The 18,359-nt window shown below is 51.8% G+C and carries 21 protein-coding genes; 14 read left to right on the top strand and 7 right to left on the bottom strand.

Translation table 11 applies throughout. The annotated features are described in order from the left end of the window. The first annotated feature begins 78 nt into the window (after positions 1-78). Positions 79-3,921 carry an RHS repeat domain-containing protein gene (locus DSCA_RS12485; protein ID WP_167527741.1) on the top strand — a complete coding sequence of 1,281 codons (3,843 nt, stop codon included), beginning with the start codon at positions 79-81 and terminating at the stop codon, positions 3,919-3,921. Here DSCA_RS12485 and tnpC read toward each other — a convergent pair. Continuing rightward, a complete protein-coding gene (tnpC, locus tag DSCA_RS12480) occupies positions 3,882-5,273 on the bottom strand; it encodes an IS66 family transposase (protein WP_155314961.1) in 1,392 nt (463 codons plus the stop codon). The two genes, DSCA_RS12485 and tnpC, sit on opposite strands and share 40 nt — an antisense overlap. Before the next feature lie 130 nt (positions 5,274-5,403). On the opposite strand from tnpC, the gene DSCA_RS12475 reads away from it, so the two are divergent. Genes DSCA_RS12475 through DSCA_RS33190 form a run of 4 tightly spaced genes read left to right on the top strand, consistent with a single transcriptional unit; the run spans position 5,404 to position 7,402 of the window. Next, a complete protein-coding gene (locus DSCA_RS12475; protein ID WP_155316742.1) occupies positions 5,404-5,703 on the top strand; it encodes a hypothetical protein in 300 nt (99 codons plus the stop codon). Positions 5,704-5,746: 43 nt separating this feature from the next. Further along, on the top strand, positions 5,747-6,385 hold the full coding sequence (locus DSCA_RS12470; protein ID WP_155316741.1) for a hypothetical protein: 639 nt from the start codon (positions 5,747-5,749) through the stop codon (positions 6,383-6,385). 25 nt (positions 6,386-6,410) lie between these two features. After that, positions 6,411-6,806: a hypothetical protein gene (locus DSCA_RS12465; RefSeq protein ID WP_155316740.1), complete on the top strand. Its 396-nt coding sequence runs from the start codon at positions 6,411-6,413 to the stop codon at positions 6,804-6,806. Then, positions 6,797-7,402, top strand: a complete 606-nt coding sequence (locus DSCA_RS33190) for a YIP1 family protein (RefSeq protein ID WP_407924244.1) — start codon at positions 6,797-6,799, stop codon at positions 7,400-7,402. The genes DSCA_RS12465 and DSCA_RS33190 overlap by 10 nt, the downstream gene beginning before the upstream one ends. A gap of 316 nt (positions 7,403-7,718) precedes the next feature. On the opposite strand, the gene DSCA_RS12460 is transcribed toward DSCA_RS33190, so the two are convergent. From DSCA_RS12460 to DSCA_RS12450, 3 genes are read right to left on the bottom strand one after another with little or no spacing between them, the layout of a single operon-like run. After that, positions 7,719-7,964 (bottom strand): Txe/YoeB family addiction module toxin, encoded by a 246-nt coding sequence (locus DSCA_RS12460; RefSeq protein ID WP_269434658.1) that lies wholly within the window; start codon positions 7,962-7,964, stop codon positions 7,719-7,721. After that, entirely contained in the window at positions 7,957-8,160 is a 204-nt protein-coding gene (locus DSCA_RS12455) for a prevent-host-death protein (RefSeq protein ID WP_155316737.1), read from the bottom strand. Before DSCA_RS12455 ends, DSCA_RS12460 begins: the two co-directional genes overlap by 8 nt. 47 nt (positions 8,161-8,207) lie before the next feature. Then, complete coding sequence (locus DSCA_RS12450) at positions 8,208-8,552, bottom strand: helix-turn-helix domain-containing protein (RefSeq protein WP_155316736.1); 345 nt, start codon at positions 8,550-8,552, stop codon at positions 8,208-8,210. 168 nt (positions 8,553-8,720) lie between these two features. Between DSCA_RS12450 and DSCA_RS12445 the strand changes: the two genes are divergently transcribed. After that, positions 8,721-9,011, top strand: a complete 291-nt coding sequence (locus tag DSCA_RS12445) for a hypothetical protein (RefSeq protein ID WP_155316735.1) — start codon at positions 8,721-8,723, stop codon at positions 9,009-9,011. Beyond that, entirely contained in the window at positions 9,008-9,937 is a 930-nt protein-coding gene (locus DSCA_RS12440) for a DNA primase (protein ID WP_155316739.1), read from the top strand. The genes DSCA_RS12445 and DSCA_RS12440 overlap by 4 nt, the downstream gene beginning before the upstream one ends. A 279-nt stretch (positions 9,938-10,216) precedes the next feature. On the opposite strand, the gene DSCA_RS12435 is transcribed toward DSCA_RS12440, so the two are convergent. Genes DSCA_RS12435 through DSCA_RS12425 form a run of 3 tightly spaced genes read right to left on the bottom strand, consistent with a single transcriptional unit; the run spans position 10,217 to position 11,050 of the window. Continuing rightward, positions 10,217-10,462, bottom strand: coding sequence for a Txe/YoeB family addiction module toxin (locus DSCA_RS12435; protein WP_269434658.1), 246 nt, complete (start codon positions 10,460-10,462; stop codon positions 10,217-10,219). After that, positions 10,455-10,658 (bottom strand): prevent-host-death protein, encoded by a 204-nt coding sequence (locus DSCA_RS12430; protein ID WP_155316737.1) that lies wholly within the window; start codon positions 10,656-10,658, stop codon positions 10,455-10,457. The genes DSCA_RS12435 and DSCA_RS12430 overlap by 8 nt, the downstream gene beginning before the upstream one ends. Positions 10,659-10,705: 47 nt before the next feature. Beyond that, entirely contained in the window at positions 10,706-11,050 is a 345-nt protein-coding gene (locus tag DSCA_RS12425) for a helix-turn-helix domain-containing protein (RefSeq protein ID WP_155316736.1), read from the bottom strand. 168 nt (positions 11,051-11,218) lie between these two features. Here DSCA_RS12425 and DSCA_RS12420 point away from each other — a divergent pair, with 168 nt between their 5' ends. From DSCA_RS12420 to DSCA_RS12390, 7 genes are all read left to right on the top strand, one after another. After that, positions 11,219-11,509 (top strand): hypothetical protein, encoded by a 291-nt coding sequence (locus DSCA_RS12420; protein WP_155316735.1) that lies wholly within the window; start codon positions 11,219-11,221, stop codon positions 11,507-11,509. After that, positions 11,506-14,151: a CHC2 zinc finger domain-containing protein gene (locus tag DSCA_RS12415; protein ID WP_155316734.1), complete on the top strand. Its 2,646-nt coding sequence runs from the start codon at positions 11,506-11,508 to the stop codon at positions 14,149-14,151. The genes DSCA_RS12420 and DSCA_RS12415 overlap by 4 nt, the downstream gene beginning before the upstream one ends. A 188-nt stretch (positions 14,152-14,339) precedes the next feature. Beyond that, a complete protein-coding gene (locus tag DSCA_RS12410) occupies positions 14,340-15,326 on the top strand; it encodes a tyrosine-type recombinase/integrase (protein ID WP_155316733.1) in 987 nt (328 codons plus the stop codon). Further along, positions 15,307-16,242 carry a tyrosine-type recombinase/integrase gene (locus DSCA_RS12405; RefSeq protein WP_155316732.1) on the top strand — a complete coding sequence of 312 codons (936 nt, stop codon included), beginning with the start codon at positions 15,307-15,309 and terminating at the stop codon, positions 16,240-16,242. Before DSCA_RS12410 ends, DSCA_RS12405 begins: the two co-directional genes overlap by 20 nt. Positions 16,243-16,254: 12 nt before the next feature. Continuing rightward, positions 16,255-16,569 carry a hypothetical protein gene (locus tag DSCA_RS12400; protein ID WP_155316731.1) on the top strand — a complete coding sequence of 105 codons (315 nt, stop codon included), beginning with the start codon at positions 16,255-16,257 and terminating at the stop codon, positions 16,567-16,569. Between the two features lie 615 nt (positions 16,570-17,184). Next, positions 17,185-17,670, top strand: coding sequence for a hypothetical protein (locus DSCA_RS12395; protein ID WP_155316730.1), 486 nt, complete (start codon positions 17,185-17,187; stop codon positions 17,668-17,670). A gap of 28 nt (positions 17,671-17,698) precedes the next feature. Continuing rightward, on the top strand, positions 17,699-18,295 hold the full coding sequence (locus DSCA_RS12390) for a tetratricopeptide repeat protein (protein ID WP_155316729.1): 597 nt from the start codon (positions 17,699-17,701) through the stop codon (positions 18,293-18,295). Positions 18,296-18,359 lie beyond the last annotated feature (64 nt).

The following is an 18,359-nucleotide window of genomic DNA, read 5'->3' as shown; positions in this document are numbered from 1 at the left end:
TCGATGATAGAGATGATCATCTATTACTCAATGCTAAATTGTCTTGGAGCCACACATGACGGTCATACCGGAGGCAGTATGAAAGCCAAAATCGCAATTCTTTTTTTATTGGGCGCTGTATTTTTCTTATCTTCGGGATCTTTCGCCGCTGCGGCCTACGACCGAAACGTGCCCGATGAGTTTTCTGGCGTATTCCGATTACAGCGGGTGAATTGCGGCATCCGCTCCCTGGCGCATCTTTTGGAGATCCAGGGATATCCTTCATCCGCCGATAGGGTGAGGGAAATGCTGCCTTCATCCTTGATGGGAAGCAGTATCCGGAGCCTGGTTGAGCTATCGAAAAGCCATGGCATTTTTCTCAAGGCGTATAAAAAAGGGACCCGCCCCATCGATGCGATTCCCTTGCCGGCTATCGTTTATTTGAATCCGGCAAAAGGCCATTCAAGCGGGCATTTCGTTGTCCTGGATCGCGTTTTTACGGATCGGGTTTTGATTTATGACGCCCAGAAAGAAAGACATATTCTTCATTCGCTGGATCGGTTCGAAAGCGTATGGAGCGGTGTATTCATCGCCAGTCTCGAGAAGGCTGGTGGGCGATTTAATGTTCTATCAAAGGCTGTGTCTCAATCACTTTATGGCGGTACCGACGCACCAGCCATTCCCCAGGTAGAGTCAGCCGAGGGCGAACTGGGCCTGGATGATTATGAAGATGAAGACGATTGCGGTGGTGCGCCAAGGTGGTTCGTAAACCCGCTTAATTTCAATGTCCTGATATCGGACATGCCTGTGTGGCACAAGCCCGCCTTCGGGCCGGCGGTCTATTTTCGCCTCACGTACAATTCCCGGGCAACCATTACCGGGCAAGAGCCTTTCGGCAGCAAATGGCGGTTCTTATATGGCAGCTATCTTATAGAAGATTCAGAATCCGGTGAAGTTGCCGTCGTCATGGGCGATGGTCGGATAGATCTCTTTACGCCGGACGGCAGCGATGGCTATACACGCCCGTATGGCAAATACAACCGGTTGGCCAAGATCGACGACAACCATTTCGAGGTCCGCACCCCCATGGACCTGGTTTTTGTTTTCAGGATACCGGACGGGTCCGGTCTAACTACCCCGCATTTGGTGGAAAGACGCAATGTCCGAGGGCTTGGCCTCACCATGGGCTATAACACCAGCGGGCAGCTGGAGACGATTACCGATGCCGTTGGCCAGGTAACCTCCCTGACCTATACGGACGGCAAGGTCATCCGTGTTACCGACCCCTTCGGCCGCCATGCCGACTTCGAATATACCGGCGATCTGCTCACCCGGATCACGGACATGGGGGGGATTTGGGCGGCAATCGCCTACGATGGCGATGCCAACCTGACCGCCATCGAAAACGAACGCGGGATTACCCAATTTTCAATCGAAGGCGGCGGCGGTGCGAACGCTGCCACATACCCCGCTTCCGGGGAGAGCCTGGGCGCCCATAAACGGATTACCGTCACGGACCCGCTGGGCAACAAGCAAGAGTATTATTACAACGGGCTTGTGGGGTATGGTTGGCATGTAAGCCCCCGGCACTATGTGGAATATGTGGATTCCACCACGAACAATAGCGCGGATGCCGTTCCCAAAACGCTGTATTATTACGTTGCAGAAACCGCACGCGGCCCCCGCGAGGAGATCGAAACGATCCTCTATCCCGAAGGCCGCCAGGTCACCAAGACCCACGACTATGACAGCGGCGAGGTCCTGAGCGAATCCGACAGCTACGGCAATACGACATCGTACACCTACAACGCCATGGGCAAACTGACCTCGATCACCCCTGAGGTCGGCGCGGTCACCACCTTTGTTTACGATCCGGCCAACGATGTGGATCTGACCGCAATCAACCGTGCGGGATTGGGATCGGTGACCCTGACCTATAACGCCTACCATGAGATCACTTCGATTGAAGACATGGTCGGCAAGCGGATCGATCCCATCGAATACAACAGTTACGGCCAGGTGACTTCGAGTACCCAGATCCACGACGATCACACCATTTTTACCGAGTTTGCCTATCATCCAGCCGGGCAACCCGGTGCCCGTCGCCTCTCCCAGATCACGCGGGCCGGGCAGACCATCGCCCAATATACCTACGATAGCGTCGGGCGGGTTGAGACCGCCACGGATGCGGCCGGCATCGCACTGACCTATTCCTACGACGATCTGAACCATATCACCCAGGTACTCTACCCGGACGGCCATACGGTTCAGGCATCCTATTCCAGTTGCTGCCCCCGTCTGGTGGACAGCATCACCGACCGCGCCGGAAGAACCACGACCTATGACTACGATGCCCTCGAACGGTTGATCAGGATCACCAATCCCGAAGGCGGGGCCACCGAATACGAATACGATCCCAACGGTAATTGGACAGGCTTCACCAACCCCAATCGGAACCGGACCGCTTTTGAATACGACCGGGAAAACCGCCTGACCAGGCGCATCTGGCCCGATGGCCGGGTAATCCAGTATGCCTATGACAAGAACGGCCGCCTGGATCGGATGATCGATCCGCGCGGCATCCGCAGCGATTATTATTACGATGACGGCAAGCTGGTGGCCAAACGCTATTCGGACGATACGCCTGCGGTCACTTTCGAATATGACGACTATGACCGGTTGGTCACTGTTACGGACGGGCTGGGCACAACCTGCTACACCTATTACGACGATTCTCGGGTGCACACGATTGACGGCCCCTGGGACAACGACACCCTGACTTATTCTTACGACAAATTGGGGCGCAGGATCGGCGTCAGTCCCCAGCTTGGCCGCGCCCTTTCATACGTTTATGACGATCTGAACCGAGTCACCTCCGTGCAGGCCGATACCCGAACGTTCACTTACGGATATAGCGGCTCCGACCCGCGCATCCAAAGCCTCACCGGTCCCGAAAACGGACAGGCAACCTACGAATACGTCGATCCGCTCAAACGCCTCACAGCCCTGATCAACACCGATGGTTCTTCGCAACCCATCACTCGTTTCGACTATGCCTACGCCGACACCGAGCATCCGGACCAGATCTCTTCGGAAACGGTCACCGACGGGCCGGGCATCAGCTTTGCCGCCGATCAGGTGACCACCTACACGCACAATGTTGTCGAGCAGATGACCAGCGACAGCACCACCGGGGCACTAGCCTACGACGACGCAGGCAACCTGATCCAGGGATATACACCTGCCGGCCATCCGTTCACCGCAGCATACGATGCGGAGAACCGGCTGGTGTCCATCGAGTATGCGGATGGAGGGACAACGTACAAGACCGAGTTTGCCTACAGCGCCAGCAATTTTATCGGACAGATAAAGAAGTACGAAAACAGTTCGCTGGTGGATGATATCCGCATCGTCCGCGATGGATTGCTGGCGCTTCAGGAGCGAGACAGTGCCAATCAGGTTACTCGCGAATATACCTGGGGCGCGCACATGGGTGGCGGGATCGGCGGATTGCTGAATATGCGCCAAGGTGGTATGGATTATACGTATTACTACGACGGCAAGGGCAATGTTTCTGCCGTGCTGGATACGGCCTCCGCTGTCGCTGTCGCCTACCGGTACGTTAGTTTCGGAAAGGTGCTGGCCCAAACCGGTGCTCTGGATCAGCCGTTTCAGTTCTCTACCAAGCGCTATTATTCAGAGCTTGGTTTGAATTATTACGGCTACAGATTTTATGCTCCGGGAGTTGGTAAGTGGTTGACTCGTGATCCGTTGGGAGAAGTTGGGGGGATAAACCTCTATGCGATGGTCCAAAATAATCCGGTGAACTTTGTTGATCCTGATGGGAAAATTGCAAAAGAGGTTGGTCTATTGTACGCGTTCACGGGATATTCCCGTATGAATCAAATCCAGGAAAGGTCAGGCATTATATTACGAAAGTAGGAAGCAATACATTCCACGAGAAATGGGAACGTGGGCTTTTCATTTAAACGGCAGGTCTCTTTCAGTGACAAGATCCGCTCGACCCACCGATTACCCTTTTCGCTTTGGGTTCCCAGACTGCGTTTTCGCCACAGCACACCAAAACGTAAGGCCCGCTCAGCGCGATTATTTGTAGGTTCGACGCCATGGTGATCGAGAAAGGTCCACAGACTGTCCATTTCCCGTACGATCTGACGGGCAAGTCTACCAGCATCGGTCTTGTCCTCCTCCCAAAGGGAGACGGTGAACAAGAAGAACGTATAAAAATCCGACCACTGTTTTGAGTCGGGAGGTTCTTTGGCAAACGATACCAGTTGCCTCAGCCAGGCGGCGACGATTTCTCCGAAGCGGCGAAGGTCGGGTTTCTTTCTTTCCGTCAGGGCATCGGCCTTGCGGATCAGGTGAGCCAGGCAGGTTTGGCGGTGCACCCATTTTTGGTATAGGCCGTATCCATCACTGACCAGAATGCCGTTCCAATCCTGGATTAAGTTTTCGAAGGCCTCCTTAGACCGGTGTGGGTCGATACGATAAAATGCCACCCGTTCATTTACCATGGCCCACAGCCAGTGCAGATCATTTTGCTTAAACCAGGATGTTTCGTCGATGTAGTTACACCAAAAGCGTCGGGCGATCTGGCCGATGCGTTCGTAGACTGGCAATAGCGCATTTGAGGTGCGGTCGACAATTTTCTGGATGGTTCCGGTGGCAATGGGAATGTCTAATACAGATTCGCACAACTTTTTGACATCGTTTCGGCTCATGCCCTTGATGCCGCTCAGTTCACCGATAAAGGCGGTAAAACGAGGACCGTAACCGGTGGACATCTCAGGTGGCAGCATGGCTTTGACCACGTTACCGCAGTTAGGGCAATCGCATTGCTGGAGAAGATAGTGATTGACTTGCATTTCGATTTCGGGAAGCTCAATATGTTGATGTACGTAAAACGTTTTCATCTTTTCCTGATCGAAAGCCGAATGCCCGCATGAGCAACGTTGCGGGGTCAACCAATAGCTCTCGGTCGGGTCCAGCACTTGCTGCTGGTGCGGCTTATGGCCTTTCTGACCGCCTTTAGCCTTTTTGCTCTTTTTTTGCTTTCTCTTCTTCCTCGCAAAAGGTGGATCGGAAGACGGTGGCTTGCTGGAGTTGTGAGAATTTTTCCGGGTCCGAACCTCGAGCTTCTCGAGCCGTTTTTCGTGGAGTGCAATCCGCTGTTCCATATCGAAAAGCGTCCGTTCCAGAGCCATGATGTAATGACGCACCGGCTCTGGCGTCAGTTGCCAATCGAGTTCCGAAAAAGGTCTTTTGAGTGCCATGAAAAGCACCCTATCATAGCCAAAAAGAAAAATCTAGATTTATTTTGAATTATTCCAGATGGTTAGGAGCCTTACTTTTGTGTATTGATTTCGGGGACTTGCGAAGCCAATCGGACCATCAAAGTACCCCGTGAATGCTTACGGTCTATTTTTAGCGGGATTTACAATTGGATCATATGCAAGTGATGTAATTACTTGGATGCCTACATATATGGATCTTAGTAGACAAGAAAAATTCTACAGAGATCAACTTAGGAATGCACAAAGCTTTGAAGAAATGAGATTGATCGAAATTGAGCTTAAAAGAATTGTTCATGATAAATCGGCAGTTGCTCTTTACCTTGGTGTAGGAATTGTTAGAGCCACATGGGATCTTTTGTCTCCATCCTCAAGCCATGCAAATGAAATTAATGAATTACGTTGTCAATAGTTATAAACACTTTCAGATTAATAGTTGAGGAAAAATATATTCAATGAATAATAAAATTATTAAGTTCTTTCAAATTTCTTTCTTCATTGTTTTTATCCCTGTTGTGTTAATTAACAATGTAAGTGAAATATCATCTTTCTTCCAAGACTCAAAAATATTTAATGTTGTAATTTTTTACGCATTTCCTATTTTGTCCTTAATCCTTTTTCTTTTTGGAATTTTATTTTATAAAACCAAAATAGAGCCGAAAGGTGCGAATGCATTAATACTTATTTTCATTGGCTTGCTTTTCAGTTTAGTATCATATGGTAGGCCTGTTTTAGGGTTGTTATTGATCAATGATTCAGAAATTGTAAAAGTAAATAAGGTAAAATTGAAGCAGATTGAAGGAGAGGTTCTTGATTTAAATATTAGTGCATATAAAAGACTATCTGCAGCACAATATTACTATTTTACTACTGGTAATACAATAGAATTTATTGATCATAATGGGACAAAATCTGCTTATTCTCCAACCAAATCTGATATTAAAGAAAGAAAAAAGTATTTGATTATGGAGCAGCAAATACAATTAAGAAAGAATTATCTTAAGAAAATTGTATTTAATCTCGCTATAATTGCAATCCTTTTGCTGCTATCCTTTTTCATTGTTCAAAAAATATTAAAGACACAAAAATGGTGATTATGTATATGTCCAAAATAATCCGGTGAACTTTGTTGATCCATTTGGTTTAATATGGGTTACCGTTGGGAGTGATTACCATAGCACGAAAAATACGGGGAGATTTCTACTAAACAGGGTTACAAATTTAATTGGTAGCGGTATGGACCCGTCCGTTGCAGGCGCAGACCCTAAAGAGTATTTGGGTCTAAAAAGAGATGTTATTCAAGAATGGGTTCCAGACCCAAATCCAGAAAATTCATATCTTGACGATGCTTTTGAGATAGGAACTCAAAGAAGAATTGAGCAAACATGGATTCAGAAACATATCCCGGGGCCTGATGAAACATTTATCACAAGCCCTGGAACCCATTATTTCTATCCACAGGTTAACGATTGGACATATGACTATTACGGCAAAGATGAGGACCCATGCAAGTAATTTTAACCAATGTATACAACCTGTTAAAAGACATCGTTGTTAATCCGTTTAATGTCTTTAAAGAAATAAGAGATGGAGCATTTAAAAATGAGACTCTTTTAATATTTATTACAGTTACAGTCCTTAGCTTTATTAAATCAGGTGGTCTATCCGGGGTCCATAGAGAGACTGTTCATTTTTACTCAAGTGATAAACTAAATTATTTTTTCTCATTGTTGAGCATACCGCAAGTAAATTGGTTGATCACGTTTGTCAGTTTTTTCGTTTTTATCCTGTTGATTTATTTGATATTTAATTTAAAAGATAGCCCTAAAATGGAGCCTCTATTGCTATCTTTATTGTCCATAAGCGGAATAGGATTGATCTTTCACGTGTTATCAATTTTACTTCGATATTTTTTTCCCCATACGCCCTTCAATTATTTGGTATATTTTGTCTACCTCTGGACGTTGATGCTATCCGTATTTGCAGTTAAAATTTGCATGAATTCTTCTTTCCTTAAATCTGGCGTCGTTTTGACAATAGCCGCCCTACCGATGGTTTTTATAGTTGGATTATTAGCGGTATCACCTTATTTGATAGGGCTATCCGCATAGCAACATTGATCGGGTTAAGGTACGAAACCAGCATTGACAGACGGCGGTTAAGGAGAAATGATTTTCTCTTTAACCGCCATTTTCATTCAGGGCGGTGGGCGGACACAGACAGCCAGGCCCGGGAGTGCGGTCTCATCGTCAAGAAGACATAATATGGTTATGTCTAGTGGAGCGAGGGCAGGCACGCCCTTACGGCGTGGCCATGTCCGATAATACAGTATTATCGGATGTGCCGAGCGCAGCGGCTTGTCGATGAAGCGACCGGAGTGGCCAATCCTTGCTGTTACATGTTACGTGAGAATGCGGATGGGAATGGTCAATAATGGTAGCGGCAGGCCAGGATACGGATGGTGTCCTTTTTGACCTGGTAGACCAGGCGGTGTTCCCGGTCGATGCGGCGGGACCAGCAACCGGACAACTCGTGTTTGAGCGGTTCGGGCTTACCGGTGCCGGAGAACGGATTTTTTTGGACTTCCTTGATCAGCTTGATGATGCGTAGCGCTTTCTTACGGTCTTTCTCTACCCACCAGGCCAGATCCTCAAATCCGTTGGGGTCAAACACCAAGCTTTTTGCATGCTTCGTCAAAAGGAATGCCTTTCTCGCGGTTTTTAGCGTCCAGCAGCCGTGCCCTCATCGCGTCGCTTTTCAGCAGATGCGCCGTTTCCTTCTCGGACTGAATCTCCTGCCAAAGGTCGATGGGCACGATGACCCCCGTCACCTGGTTGTTTTCATCAGAAATATATTGAATCTGGCCCATGATGGTGCCTCCTTTACTGCAAAAATATCCCTTGGGGCTGCGTCCAGCTATTGAGGTGCGTAGGCTTTCTTAGCTTTGGCGTCCCTTAACAGGCTGTCGAGTACATGCACAATGGTTTTCTGATCCTCTGTATCCAGGGCCTGGATATCCATTATGCGTTGGAGCATGGCCTTGTCCTTGATCTCTGCCGTTCTTCCCGTATCGTCCACCAGAAAATCAAGGGTGACATCGAAAGTGTCGGCCAGTTTTTTGGCCACTTCTACCGAGGGGGTCATCTCGCCGCGTTCGTAGCGCCCCACGATCGGTCCGCTGGTACCGATCTTTTTGGCCAATTGCTGTTGGCTCCATCCTTGCCGTTTTCTTAGTGCCTGTATCCTTTCGCCGATAGCCATATAATCACCTAAAAATATCAATTATCAATGTTTTTATCGAATTGAATGCATTATTTAGCATCTATAGGTAATAGTCAATCCCCATAAGTACTTGACAGGTCGTCACCGATTCGTTATGGAAGTCACGTATTCGTGACAGAAATAAATTTTCAAAGGAGGTGATGTCTTTTGAAGGGCACCCTTGAAGTGACGGACCTGTTCCGTGGCGCATATCTTCTGGCCAGCGGCGGCAACCTGGCAGGCGTGCGGGTGCGGAGAAACGGCCGGAAGATCGCCACGTTTTTGATCACCGGCCGGGACCTGGACCGGTTGGACAGCGATTACCGCTGCGGCCGCGCCCTGGTCAACCCGGTACAACTGAGAGAAAGCCTGAACCACCTGCGCGACGTGATGTTCAGCAAACTGAGAGACCCGGCTTCGCGTAAAGGCTACGCCGGGACAAGAGAGAGCGAGATATGACGATAGAGAAAGAGAAGATCGAGGCCGTCAAACGTGGCGTTGATCTGCTGGCCCTGGTCCAATCCCGGGGCATCGATGTAAAGCAAAACGGCAAGGGCTGGTTCGGTCTTTGCCCCTTCCACGACGACAAGAATCCATCCCTGTCCATCAATCCCGATAAAAACCTGTGGCAGTGTTTTGGCTGCGGCGCTGCCGGCGACGTGATCCGCTTTGTGGAACTGTTCGACCGCGTGGACTTCAAAGAAGCCGTCAAACGCCTGTCAGACAACGGCTTGCAGGCTCGAACGCCCAAACCGAAGCCAACCCCCGACCCGCCGCTGTCGGCCAAACAGAAAAAGCTGCTGGCCCGGGTGGTGGCCTTCTACCACACGGCCTTTGGCGAAGACCCGCGCGCCCGGCAGTACCTGGAGACCCGGGGCATCGCGGACAAGTCGGTATTGTCCGCCCATACGGCCGGTTTTGCCAACGGCACGCTGCTAAACGTGCTGCCCGATGACGGGGAGTTGATCGGCCAGTTGAAAGGGCTCGGTATTTTGAACCAGCGGGGCAAGGAGCACTTTTACGGCTGCGTCACCTTCCCCTTGTACGATGCCAATGGTAATCCGGCCGGGATCTACGGCCGGCGCATCGACGATGCGGCCAAGCCCGGCTGCGCCCGTCACCTGTACCTGACCGGGCAACGGCTGGGCCTGTTCAACCGTCAGGCGGCCCGGGCGCACAAACAAATCATTCTTACCGAATCGGTGATCGACAGCCTGACGTTGCTGTGCGCCGGGATCCACAACACCATCCCGGCTTACGGCACCAACGGTGTTACCGGCGATCATCTGGCCTGGTTCAAGCAGTGCGGCGTCGAAACCGTGCATGTCTGCTTCGACGCCGACGATAGCAACATTGATCGGGTTAAGGTACGAAACCAGCATTGACAGACGGCGGTTAAGGAGAAATGATTTTCTCTTTAACCGCCATTTTCATTCAGGGCGGTGGGCGGACACAGACAGCCAGGCCCGGGAGTGCGGTCTCATCGTCAAGAAGACATAATATGGTTATGTCTAGTGGAGCGAGGGCAGGCACGCCCTTACGGCGTGGCCATGTCCGATAATACAGTATTATCGGATGTGCCGAGCGCAGCGGCTTGTCGATGAAGCGACCGGAGTGGCCAATCCTTGCTGTTACATGTTACGTGAGAATGCGGATGGGAATGGTCAATAATGGTAGCGGCAGGCCAGGATACGGATGGTGTCCTTTTTGACCTGGTAGACCAGGCGGTGTTCCCGGTCGATGCGGCGGGACCAGCAACCGGACAACTCGTGTTTGAGCGGTTCGGGCTTACCGGTGCCGGAGAACGGATTTTTTTGGACTTCCTTGATCAGCTTGATGATGCGTAGCGCTTTCTTACGGTCTTTCTCTACCCACCAGGCCAGATCCTCAAATCCGTTGGGGTCAAACACCAAGCTTTTTGCATGCTTCGTCAAAAGGAATGCCTTTCTCGCGGTTTTTAGCGTCCAGCAGCCGTGCCCTCATCGCGTCGCTTTTCAGCAGATGCGCCGTTTCCTTCTCGGACTGAATCTCCTGCCAAAGGTCGATGGGCACGATGACCCCCGTCACCTGGTTGTTTTCATCAGAAATATATTGAATCTGGCCCATGATGGTGCCTCCTTTACTGCAAAAATATCCCTTGGGGCTGCGTCCAGCTATTGAGGTGCGTAGGCTTTCTTAGCTTTGGCGTCCCTTAACAGGCTGTCGAGTACATGCACAATGGTTTTCTGATCCTCTGTATCCAGGGCCTGGATATCCATTATGCGTTGGAGCATGGCCTTGTCCTTGATCTCTGCCGTTCTTCCCGTATCGTCCACCAGAAAATCAAGGGTGACATCGAAAGTGTCGGCCAGTTTTTTGGCCACTTCTACCGAGGGGGTCATCTCGCCGCGTTCGTAGCGCCCCACGATCGGTCCGCTGGTACCGATCTTTTTGGCCAATTGCTGTTGGCTCCATCCTTGCCGTTTTCTTAGTGCCTGTATCCTTTCGCCGATAGCCATATAATCACCTAAAAATATCAATTATCAATGTTTTTATCGAATTGAATGCATTATTTAGCATCTATAGGTAATAGTCAATCCCCATAAGTACTTGACAGGTCGTCACCGATTCGTTATGGAAGTCACGTATTCGTGACAGAAATAAATTTTCAAAGGAGGTGATGTCTTTTGAAGGGCACCCTTGAAGTGACGGACCTGTTCCGTGGCGCATATCTTCTGGCCAGCGGCGGCAACCTGGCAGGCGTGCGGGTGCGGAGAAACGGCCGGAAGATCGCCACGTTTTTGATCACCGGCCGGGACCTGGACCGGTTGGACAGCGATTACCGCTGCGGCCGCGCCCTGGTCAACCCGGTACAACTGAGAGAAAGCCTGAACCACCTGCGCGACGTGATGTTCAGCAAACTGAGAGACCCGGCTTCGCGTAAAGGCTACGCCGGGACAAGAGAGAGCGAGATATGACGATAGAGAAAGAGAAGATCGAGGCCGTCAAACGTGGCGTTGATCTGCTGGCCCTGGTCCAATCCCGGGGCATCGATGTAAAGCAAAACGGCAAGGGCTGGTTCGGTCTTTGCCCCTTCCACGACGACAAGAATCCATCCCTGTCCATCAATCCCGATAAAAACCTGTGGCAGTGTTTTGGCTGCGGCGCTGCCGGCGACGTGATCCGCTTTGTGGAACTGTTCGACCGCGTGGACTTCAAAGAAGCCGTCAAACGCCTGTCAGACAACGGCTTGCAGGCTCGAACGCCCAAACCGAAGCCAACCCCCGACCCGCCGCTGTCGGCCAAACAGAAAAAGCTGCTGGCCCGGGTGGTGGCCTTCTACCACACGGCCTTTGGCGAAGACCCGCGCGCCCGGCAGTACCTGGAGACCCGGGGCATCGCGGACAAGTCGGTATTGTCCGCCCATACGGCCGGTTTTGCCAACGGCACGCTGCTAAACGTGCTGCCCGATGACGGGGAGTTGATCGGCCAGTTGAAAGGGCTCGGTATTTTGAACCAGCGGGGCAAGGAGCACTTTTACGGCTGCGTCACCTTCCCCTTGTACGATGCCAATGGTAATCCGGCCGGGATCTACGGCCGGCGCATCGACGATGCGGCCAAGCCCGGCTGCGCCCGTCACCTGTACCTGACCGGGCAACGGCTGGGCCTGTTCAACCGTCAGGCGGCCCGGGCGCACAAACAAATCATTCTTACCGAATCGGTGATCGACAGCCTGACGTTGCTGTGCGCCGGGATCCACAACACCATCCCGGCTTACGGCACCAACGGTGTTACCGGCGATCATCTGGCCTGGTTCAAGCAGTGCGGCGTCGAAACCGTGCATGTCTGCTTCGACGCCGACGATACCGGGCGAAAGGCAGCGAAGAAAGCAGCCGCCCGACTCGAATCCGAAGGCTTTACCGCCCATCGCATCGATCTTCCCGACGGCCAGGATATCAACGACTTTTTTCTTTTAACCGCCGAGCCCGCCACCGCGTTCAAAAAACTGATAGGCACCGGTGACCCGGAGCCCGAGACGGCGGTTAAAGAAAAAAAGGACCGCTACACCGCCACCGATTACGGCTTTGCGGTGACAATCGACGGCCGGCGCTACGAGGCCCGGGGGATCGTCCGGCGCGAGACCAAACTGAAAGCCACCATCAAGGGTATTGCCACAGACAAGGGCAAAGACCGTTTCCACGTGGATACGGTGGACTTTTACTCGGCCAGGTCCAGGGGCTTTTTGCTCAAGGGCTTGTGCGACCTGTTCGGTCTGGACGAGAAGACAATCTCCGACGACCTGCAAAAGCTGATGCAGCATGCCGAGAGCTACCGGCCGCCCAAAGAGGCCCAACCCGGCCAAACGCAGATGACCGCCGGCGACAAACAAAAGGCCCTGGCCCTTCTCGAAAACCCGAATATGTTCGACGAGATCCTGGCCGATTTTGAGACCGTGGGCTACACCGGCGAGTCCATGAACAAGCTGCTTTGCTATATCGCGGCGGTCTCGCGCAAGATGGACGAACCCTTGTCCGTGATGATCCAATCCAGGAGCGCCGCCGGCAAATCGTTCTTGCAGGACACGGTTTTATCGTTGATCCCCATCGGTGAGGTCATCAAGTACACCCGTCTGACCGACCAGGCCCTGTTCTACAAGGAGTCGGACAGCCTCAAGCATAAAATCCTGGCCATCGAGGAGCTGGACGGTATGAACGGGGCCATCTACTCCATCCGCTCCATCCAGAGTTCCAAAAAGATCACCATCGCTTACACGGGCAAGGATGCGGCCACCGGCAAGCTCAAAACCGAAGAAAACACGGTGGAAGGCCCGCTGATGGTCTTTATCACCACCACGGCCGTGGATATCGACGGTGAGACCGCCTCCCGGTTCGTGTTCGTCTCCATCGACGAGTCGGTGGAGATGACCGAAAAGATCCTGGCCAAGCAAAGGCAGCGCCACACCATGGCCGGGATGCTGTCGGGTTTGTCCGCCGATGCGGTCATGGCCAAGCACCGCAACGCCAACCGGCTTTTGCAGTCCGTCAAGGTGGTCAACCCCTATGCCGAACTGCTCACCTTCACCAGTAAATCCCTGCGGGCCAGGCGGGACCACACCAAGTACCTGAACCTGATATCGGCAGTCAGCTACCTGTTCCAGTACCAGAGAAGGCGCCGCACCGTCGAGCACGAGGGCCAGGCCATCGAATACATCACCGTGACGCTGGCCGACATCGAAAAGGCCAACACCATAGCAAACGAAGTCCTGGGGCGCAGCCTTGACGAACTGAGCCCGTCGTCGCGCAAGCTGCTTCTTCTCGTCAAGCAGATGTGCGAGCAAGACGGCAAGGCGGGCGCGTCCGCCGAATACCGCTTCAACCGCCGCCAGATCCGGGAATACAGCGGCTGGAGCGACTTCCAGGTGCGGACCCACATTCGCCAGTTGGAAGAGCTGGAGTATTTGTACACAGCCATGGGAAAAAGGGGCAAGGAGTACGTGTACGAGCTGGTTTACACCGGCGGCGGCGAGGACGGCAGGCCCTTTATGGTCGGGCTGATCGATATCAAGCAGTTAAGAAAAAAAGCAAAGCAGGCCGGGATTGTCGACGACAACGAGGGCTGAAATCTCAACTACAAGGGGACTACGAGCCCGGTTCGAGCTCACAACGAGGGTGCGCCGTGATCTTGGCAAACGCTTTATCGGCAAGGGCTGACAGCAATTTTAGGCCCAACTTCGTGGCAATCCGGGCAAAAGTAATATAGGCAACATCGCCAAACCGTCATCGTAAACGCAGTTAAACGGGGGGTCGTATGGATAATCTCAACGAGCTGTTGTTCTCGTTCAAGGAGCATTTGCAGGTCCGCGGCTGCAGCCCGTCAACGGTCGATTTGTACACCGGGCAGGCCCGGGGTTTTTTGCAGGCCGTGGACGCCGGCGATGTACGGCAGGTGACCAAAGGCCATATCGAGGCTTACATAGAAGGGCTTTACCGCCACAAAACCGATAAGGGCAAATCCTACACCATCGGCACCATCTGCACCAAGGTACGGGCCATAAAGCGTCTGTTCGAATACCTGGAGGCATCCAACCGGGTGTTCATCGACCCGGCAGAATCCATCCGCGAACCGCAAAAGGACAAATCCCTGCCCCGGCATGTGTTGACCCGCAAGGAGATGGAAAAGATCCTGGACCAGCCCAACCTGGCCCTGATGACCGGCATCCGGGACCGGGCCATTCTGGAGGTGTTCTACTCCACCGGCATCCGCTTGCGGGAGCTGTGCGCCTTGACCGTGTTCGATGCCGATCTTCAAGGCGGCCTTTTGCGGGTCAACAAGGGCAAGGGGCAAAAGGACCGGGTGGTGCCCATGGGCAGGCACGCCGTCAAAGCCGTGCGCGAATACATCGCCAAGGCCAGGCCCCGGCTGACAAAGAAGAACCGCAAAACCCGGCGCTTGTTCGTCAACCGCTACGGCAATCCGGTCACCTCCCAGGTGGTGAGCCTCATGATCCGCACGTTTGCCCGGCAGGCCAGGCTTAAAAAAAGGGTCACGGCCCATACGTTCCGGCACACCTTTGCCACCGACCTGGTAAAAAACGGGGCGGATATCGTGGCGGTGCAACGGATGCTGGGCCATGCGGACCTGAAAAGCACCCAGCAGTATATCCGGGCACTGGGGCTGGATATCAAGGCCGTGCACGCAAAGACTCACCCCAGGGAAAAGGATAAAACCGCCAGGGTCACGGTGAAACCCCAAATCGAAAGGATCAAGGGCCGCTATGAACGAAACGCACTTTAAATCCTTATCCGTCGCCTATCTGCGGTCGCTCAAAGTGCGGAACCTGTCAGAGCGCACCATCGACCATGTAGACTGGATGCTGGCAAAGTTTTTGGCCTACCTGGAAGGCTGCGGCGTGACGCATGTGGAGCAAATCGCTTCCCAAACGATCCGTGAGTATCAAATGGCGCTTTTCGAAAGCCTGAACAGCCGGGGACAGCCCAACTCCATCGCCTACCAGAACCGCATGCTCTCGGCGGCCAAGAACTTCACCCGCTTTTTAAAGGACAACGATTATATTGTCTCCGATCCGGGCGGCAATGTGGCCTATGCCAAGGAGCCCAAAAAGCTTCCCCGGGGCGTGCTGACGCCGGCAGAGGCCCGCAGGATCATCCATGCCCCGGATGTTAAGACCGTCATCGGCTACCGCGACCGCACCATCCTGGAAGTGCTCTACTCTTCGGCCATCCGCAAGGACGAACTCAACAAGCTGACCCTGGCCGATGTGGACTACCAAGACGGGTTCTTGCGCATTATCGAGGGCAAGGGCAAGAAGGACCGCATCGTTCCCATCGGCCGGATCGCCTGCCGGTACTTGGAAAACTATATCAAGTCCGTTCGCGGCGAGTTGATCGTCGATCCGTACAACGCCCACCTGTTCCTCACCATGCAGGGGAAAACGTTCTCCAAAAACGTGGTCTGGAAACTGGTCAAAAAGTATGCGAAAAAAGCCAAGCTGAAAAAGAACGTGCACCCGCATACCTTCCGGCATTCGTGCGCCACGGCCATGCTCAAGAACAAGGCCGACATCCGGACGATCCAGAAATTGCTCGGTCACGCCTCGCTGGACTCGACCCAGGTGTATACCCATCTGTCGATCACCGACCTGAAAGACATCCATCGCCGCTGTCATCCCCGTGAACGGGAAAAAATGTGAAAGGAGGCCCTTATGTCATCCATTGACGAAAGGCTGTACCGGATCGCCTGTTCGTTCCCGGCGCTGCGTCACAAAGGCGTGGAACGGGGCAATATCCCGGGTATCACGCCCACCGACTTTTACGACCTGGATCTTTCCACCTGGCTGTACAAGGGCGGCGGCGGGCTGCTCTCCCACGGCGAGTTTTTGATCCTGGAAGCGTTGCTCAACCTGTGCAACCCGAACCTTCACGACCGGTTCAACCTGGGCGAGGCCTTGCAGACCCTGGACCCGGACAACATGCAGGCTCTGCTGGACGGCATCCGCAGCACCTACAACCGCAGATGAGCGGTGCGTCCGCCTCCTCGGGCTACGGCCCTCCGGTCCTCCGCTGCCTGCGGGGGCGGCCTGCGTCTGAATCGATATGCCCGCCCGCCGCCCCGAAGGTCGGCCGCATCCATTGATAAGCCCCGCCTGTCACGCCCCCTGCTTCTTCTTACATAATCAGTCGTTATCGTACAGCACGTCCGATTGGACATAGATTGCGGTGCGCCATCCGATAACGCGAGTTTATATAATCAGAGCACGGGTCCCGCCAGGCGGGGCAACGACACATTAAGGAATGCAGCCGGTCGAATCCGATTCTTATCCCGCCCGCCGCCCCTTTGAAAGGCGGCGTCTGCCTCCTCGCCCTGCGGCCCGTGCCGGTCCTCCGGCTGCTGCGGGGGCAGCCGGTCTGTTCTCCTCGTGGCGGTTAAAGAGAAAACCTCTCCTTTTTCTTTTAACCGCTAAAAATCATTTGATTATCTTACCCATAGGCGCTAAAAAGAAAGTGTCTGCCGACACTGAACCCCATGCCCGACTTTACGGTTACGCTTTTTCCATTTTTTGTCAAAATTATGCCTAATTACAGGTCGGGTAAAATCGGTGTGGATCTTTGATATATAAGGAGTTGCGCTCTTTTTGGCGGTAGGGCTCGACCGGATTAACCTTGCCAATGATTCGGTGAACTGGGTTGATCCTTGGGGGCTAACTCCGGCTGCCATTGGTATGGGGGGGGCTGGTGGAGTTGCAAGCTCCGGTTTCGGTGTTGGAACTGCCGGTTACCCTCAGCTTGGACTAACCCCTGGGCAGTCGGCACAGATGCAAAAGGATTTGGGGAGAATAGCGGATTTAATGGATCCTCGCCCCTTAGCGAAAGATATTGTAAGGCTTTTTCAAGATGATTCAGGTTTATATCCTCCAGGTCCCATTACTCCCGAAGATATAAGGGAGAAAACAGAAGAAATGGAAGAACAACTTGCGAAAAGCAAATGTGAAGAGGGGACCCCGTGGATGGGGCCTGGAAAAGGGTATGATCCGAATGATCCAGGGAATGATCCTAAAGCACCACTATGGAAGAAAATCGTTCGCGCAATAATGGACCTTGTAAGAGCAAGTAATCCATAATTCTATAGCAGTACAGGATGGAAATAAAATGCGAATTGAAAAAATAATACTTGGTTTTAAAATAATTGCAGGGTTAATTACAAATCCTACTGCTTCATACTTTTCAGTTGTTGAGAAAGTGTGTTTAAAAGAACTGAATAAAAAACCTGATAATCGATTTATAAAATTATTTTTAAGCAGTCAATATTTAGATCATAATCAGTTAGATGAATCAAAAAAATTACTTGAATCTTTACTTGACCATGAGAGTAACAACTATTCAACCATTCTTTTACTTTCCAGAGTATATTTTAAATCAAAACAATACAAAGAAGTCGTTGATCTTTTAGGTTGTTATGAAAAGTTACGAGAAAGCGATTCCCATAATTATTATTTAGGGTATAGTTTTATAGAACTTAGAGAGTTTGAATCAGCAATTAATTATTTGGAAAAATATGTCAAGCATTATCCGAAAGACTATATAGGTTTTGTTAGATTGGGATATGCCTATAATATGATAAAAAAATATGATTTGTCACTTAAAGCATATAAGAAGGCCGAAGCCTTAAATCCAAATGAGCAAAATATTAAGAACAGTATTGAACTCTGTTTAAAAAAATTAAAAAAAGATCAAACACTTCAGTAAATATTCTGGGGGAAGTGACTTTTTAACGAGGAAAAGGGTCGAACCAAAATCGGACTCTGGGGCA

The sequence above is a fragment of the Desulfosarcina alkanivorans genome, assembly GCF_009688945.1.
Lineage (GTDB): Bacteria > Desulfobacterota > Desulfobacteria > Desulfobacterales > Desulfosarcinaceae > Desulfosarcina > Desulfosarcina alkanivorans.
Note: the sequence above shows the minus strand (reverse complement) of the source record. Positions and strands in the feature narration are given on the sequence as shown.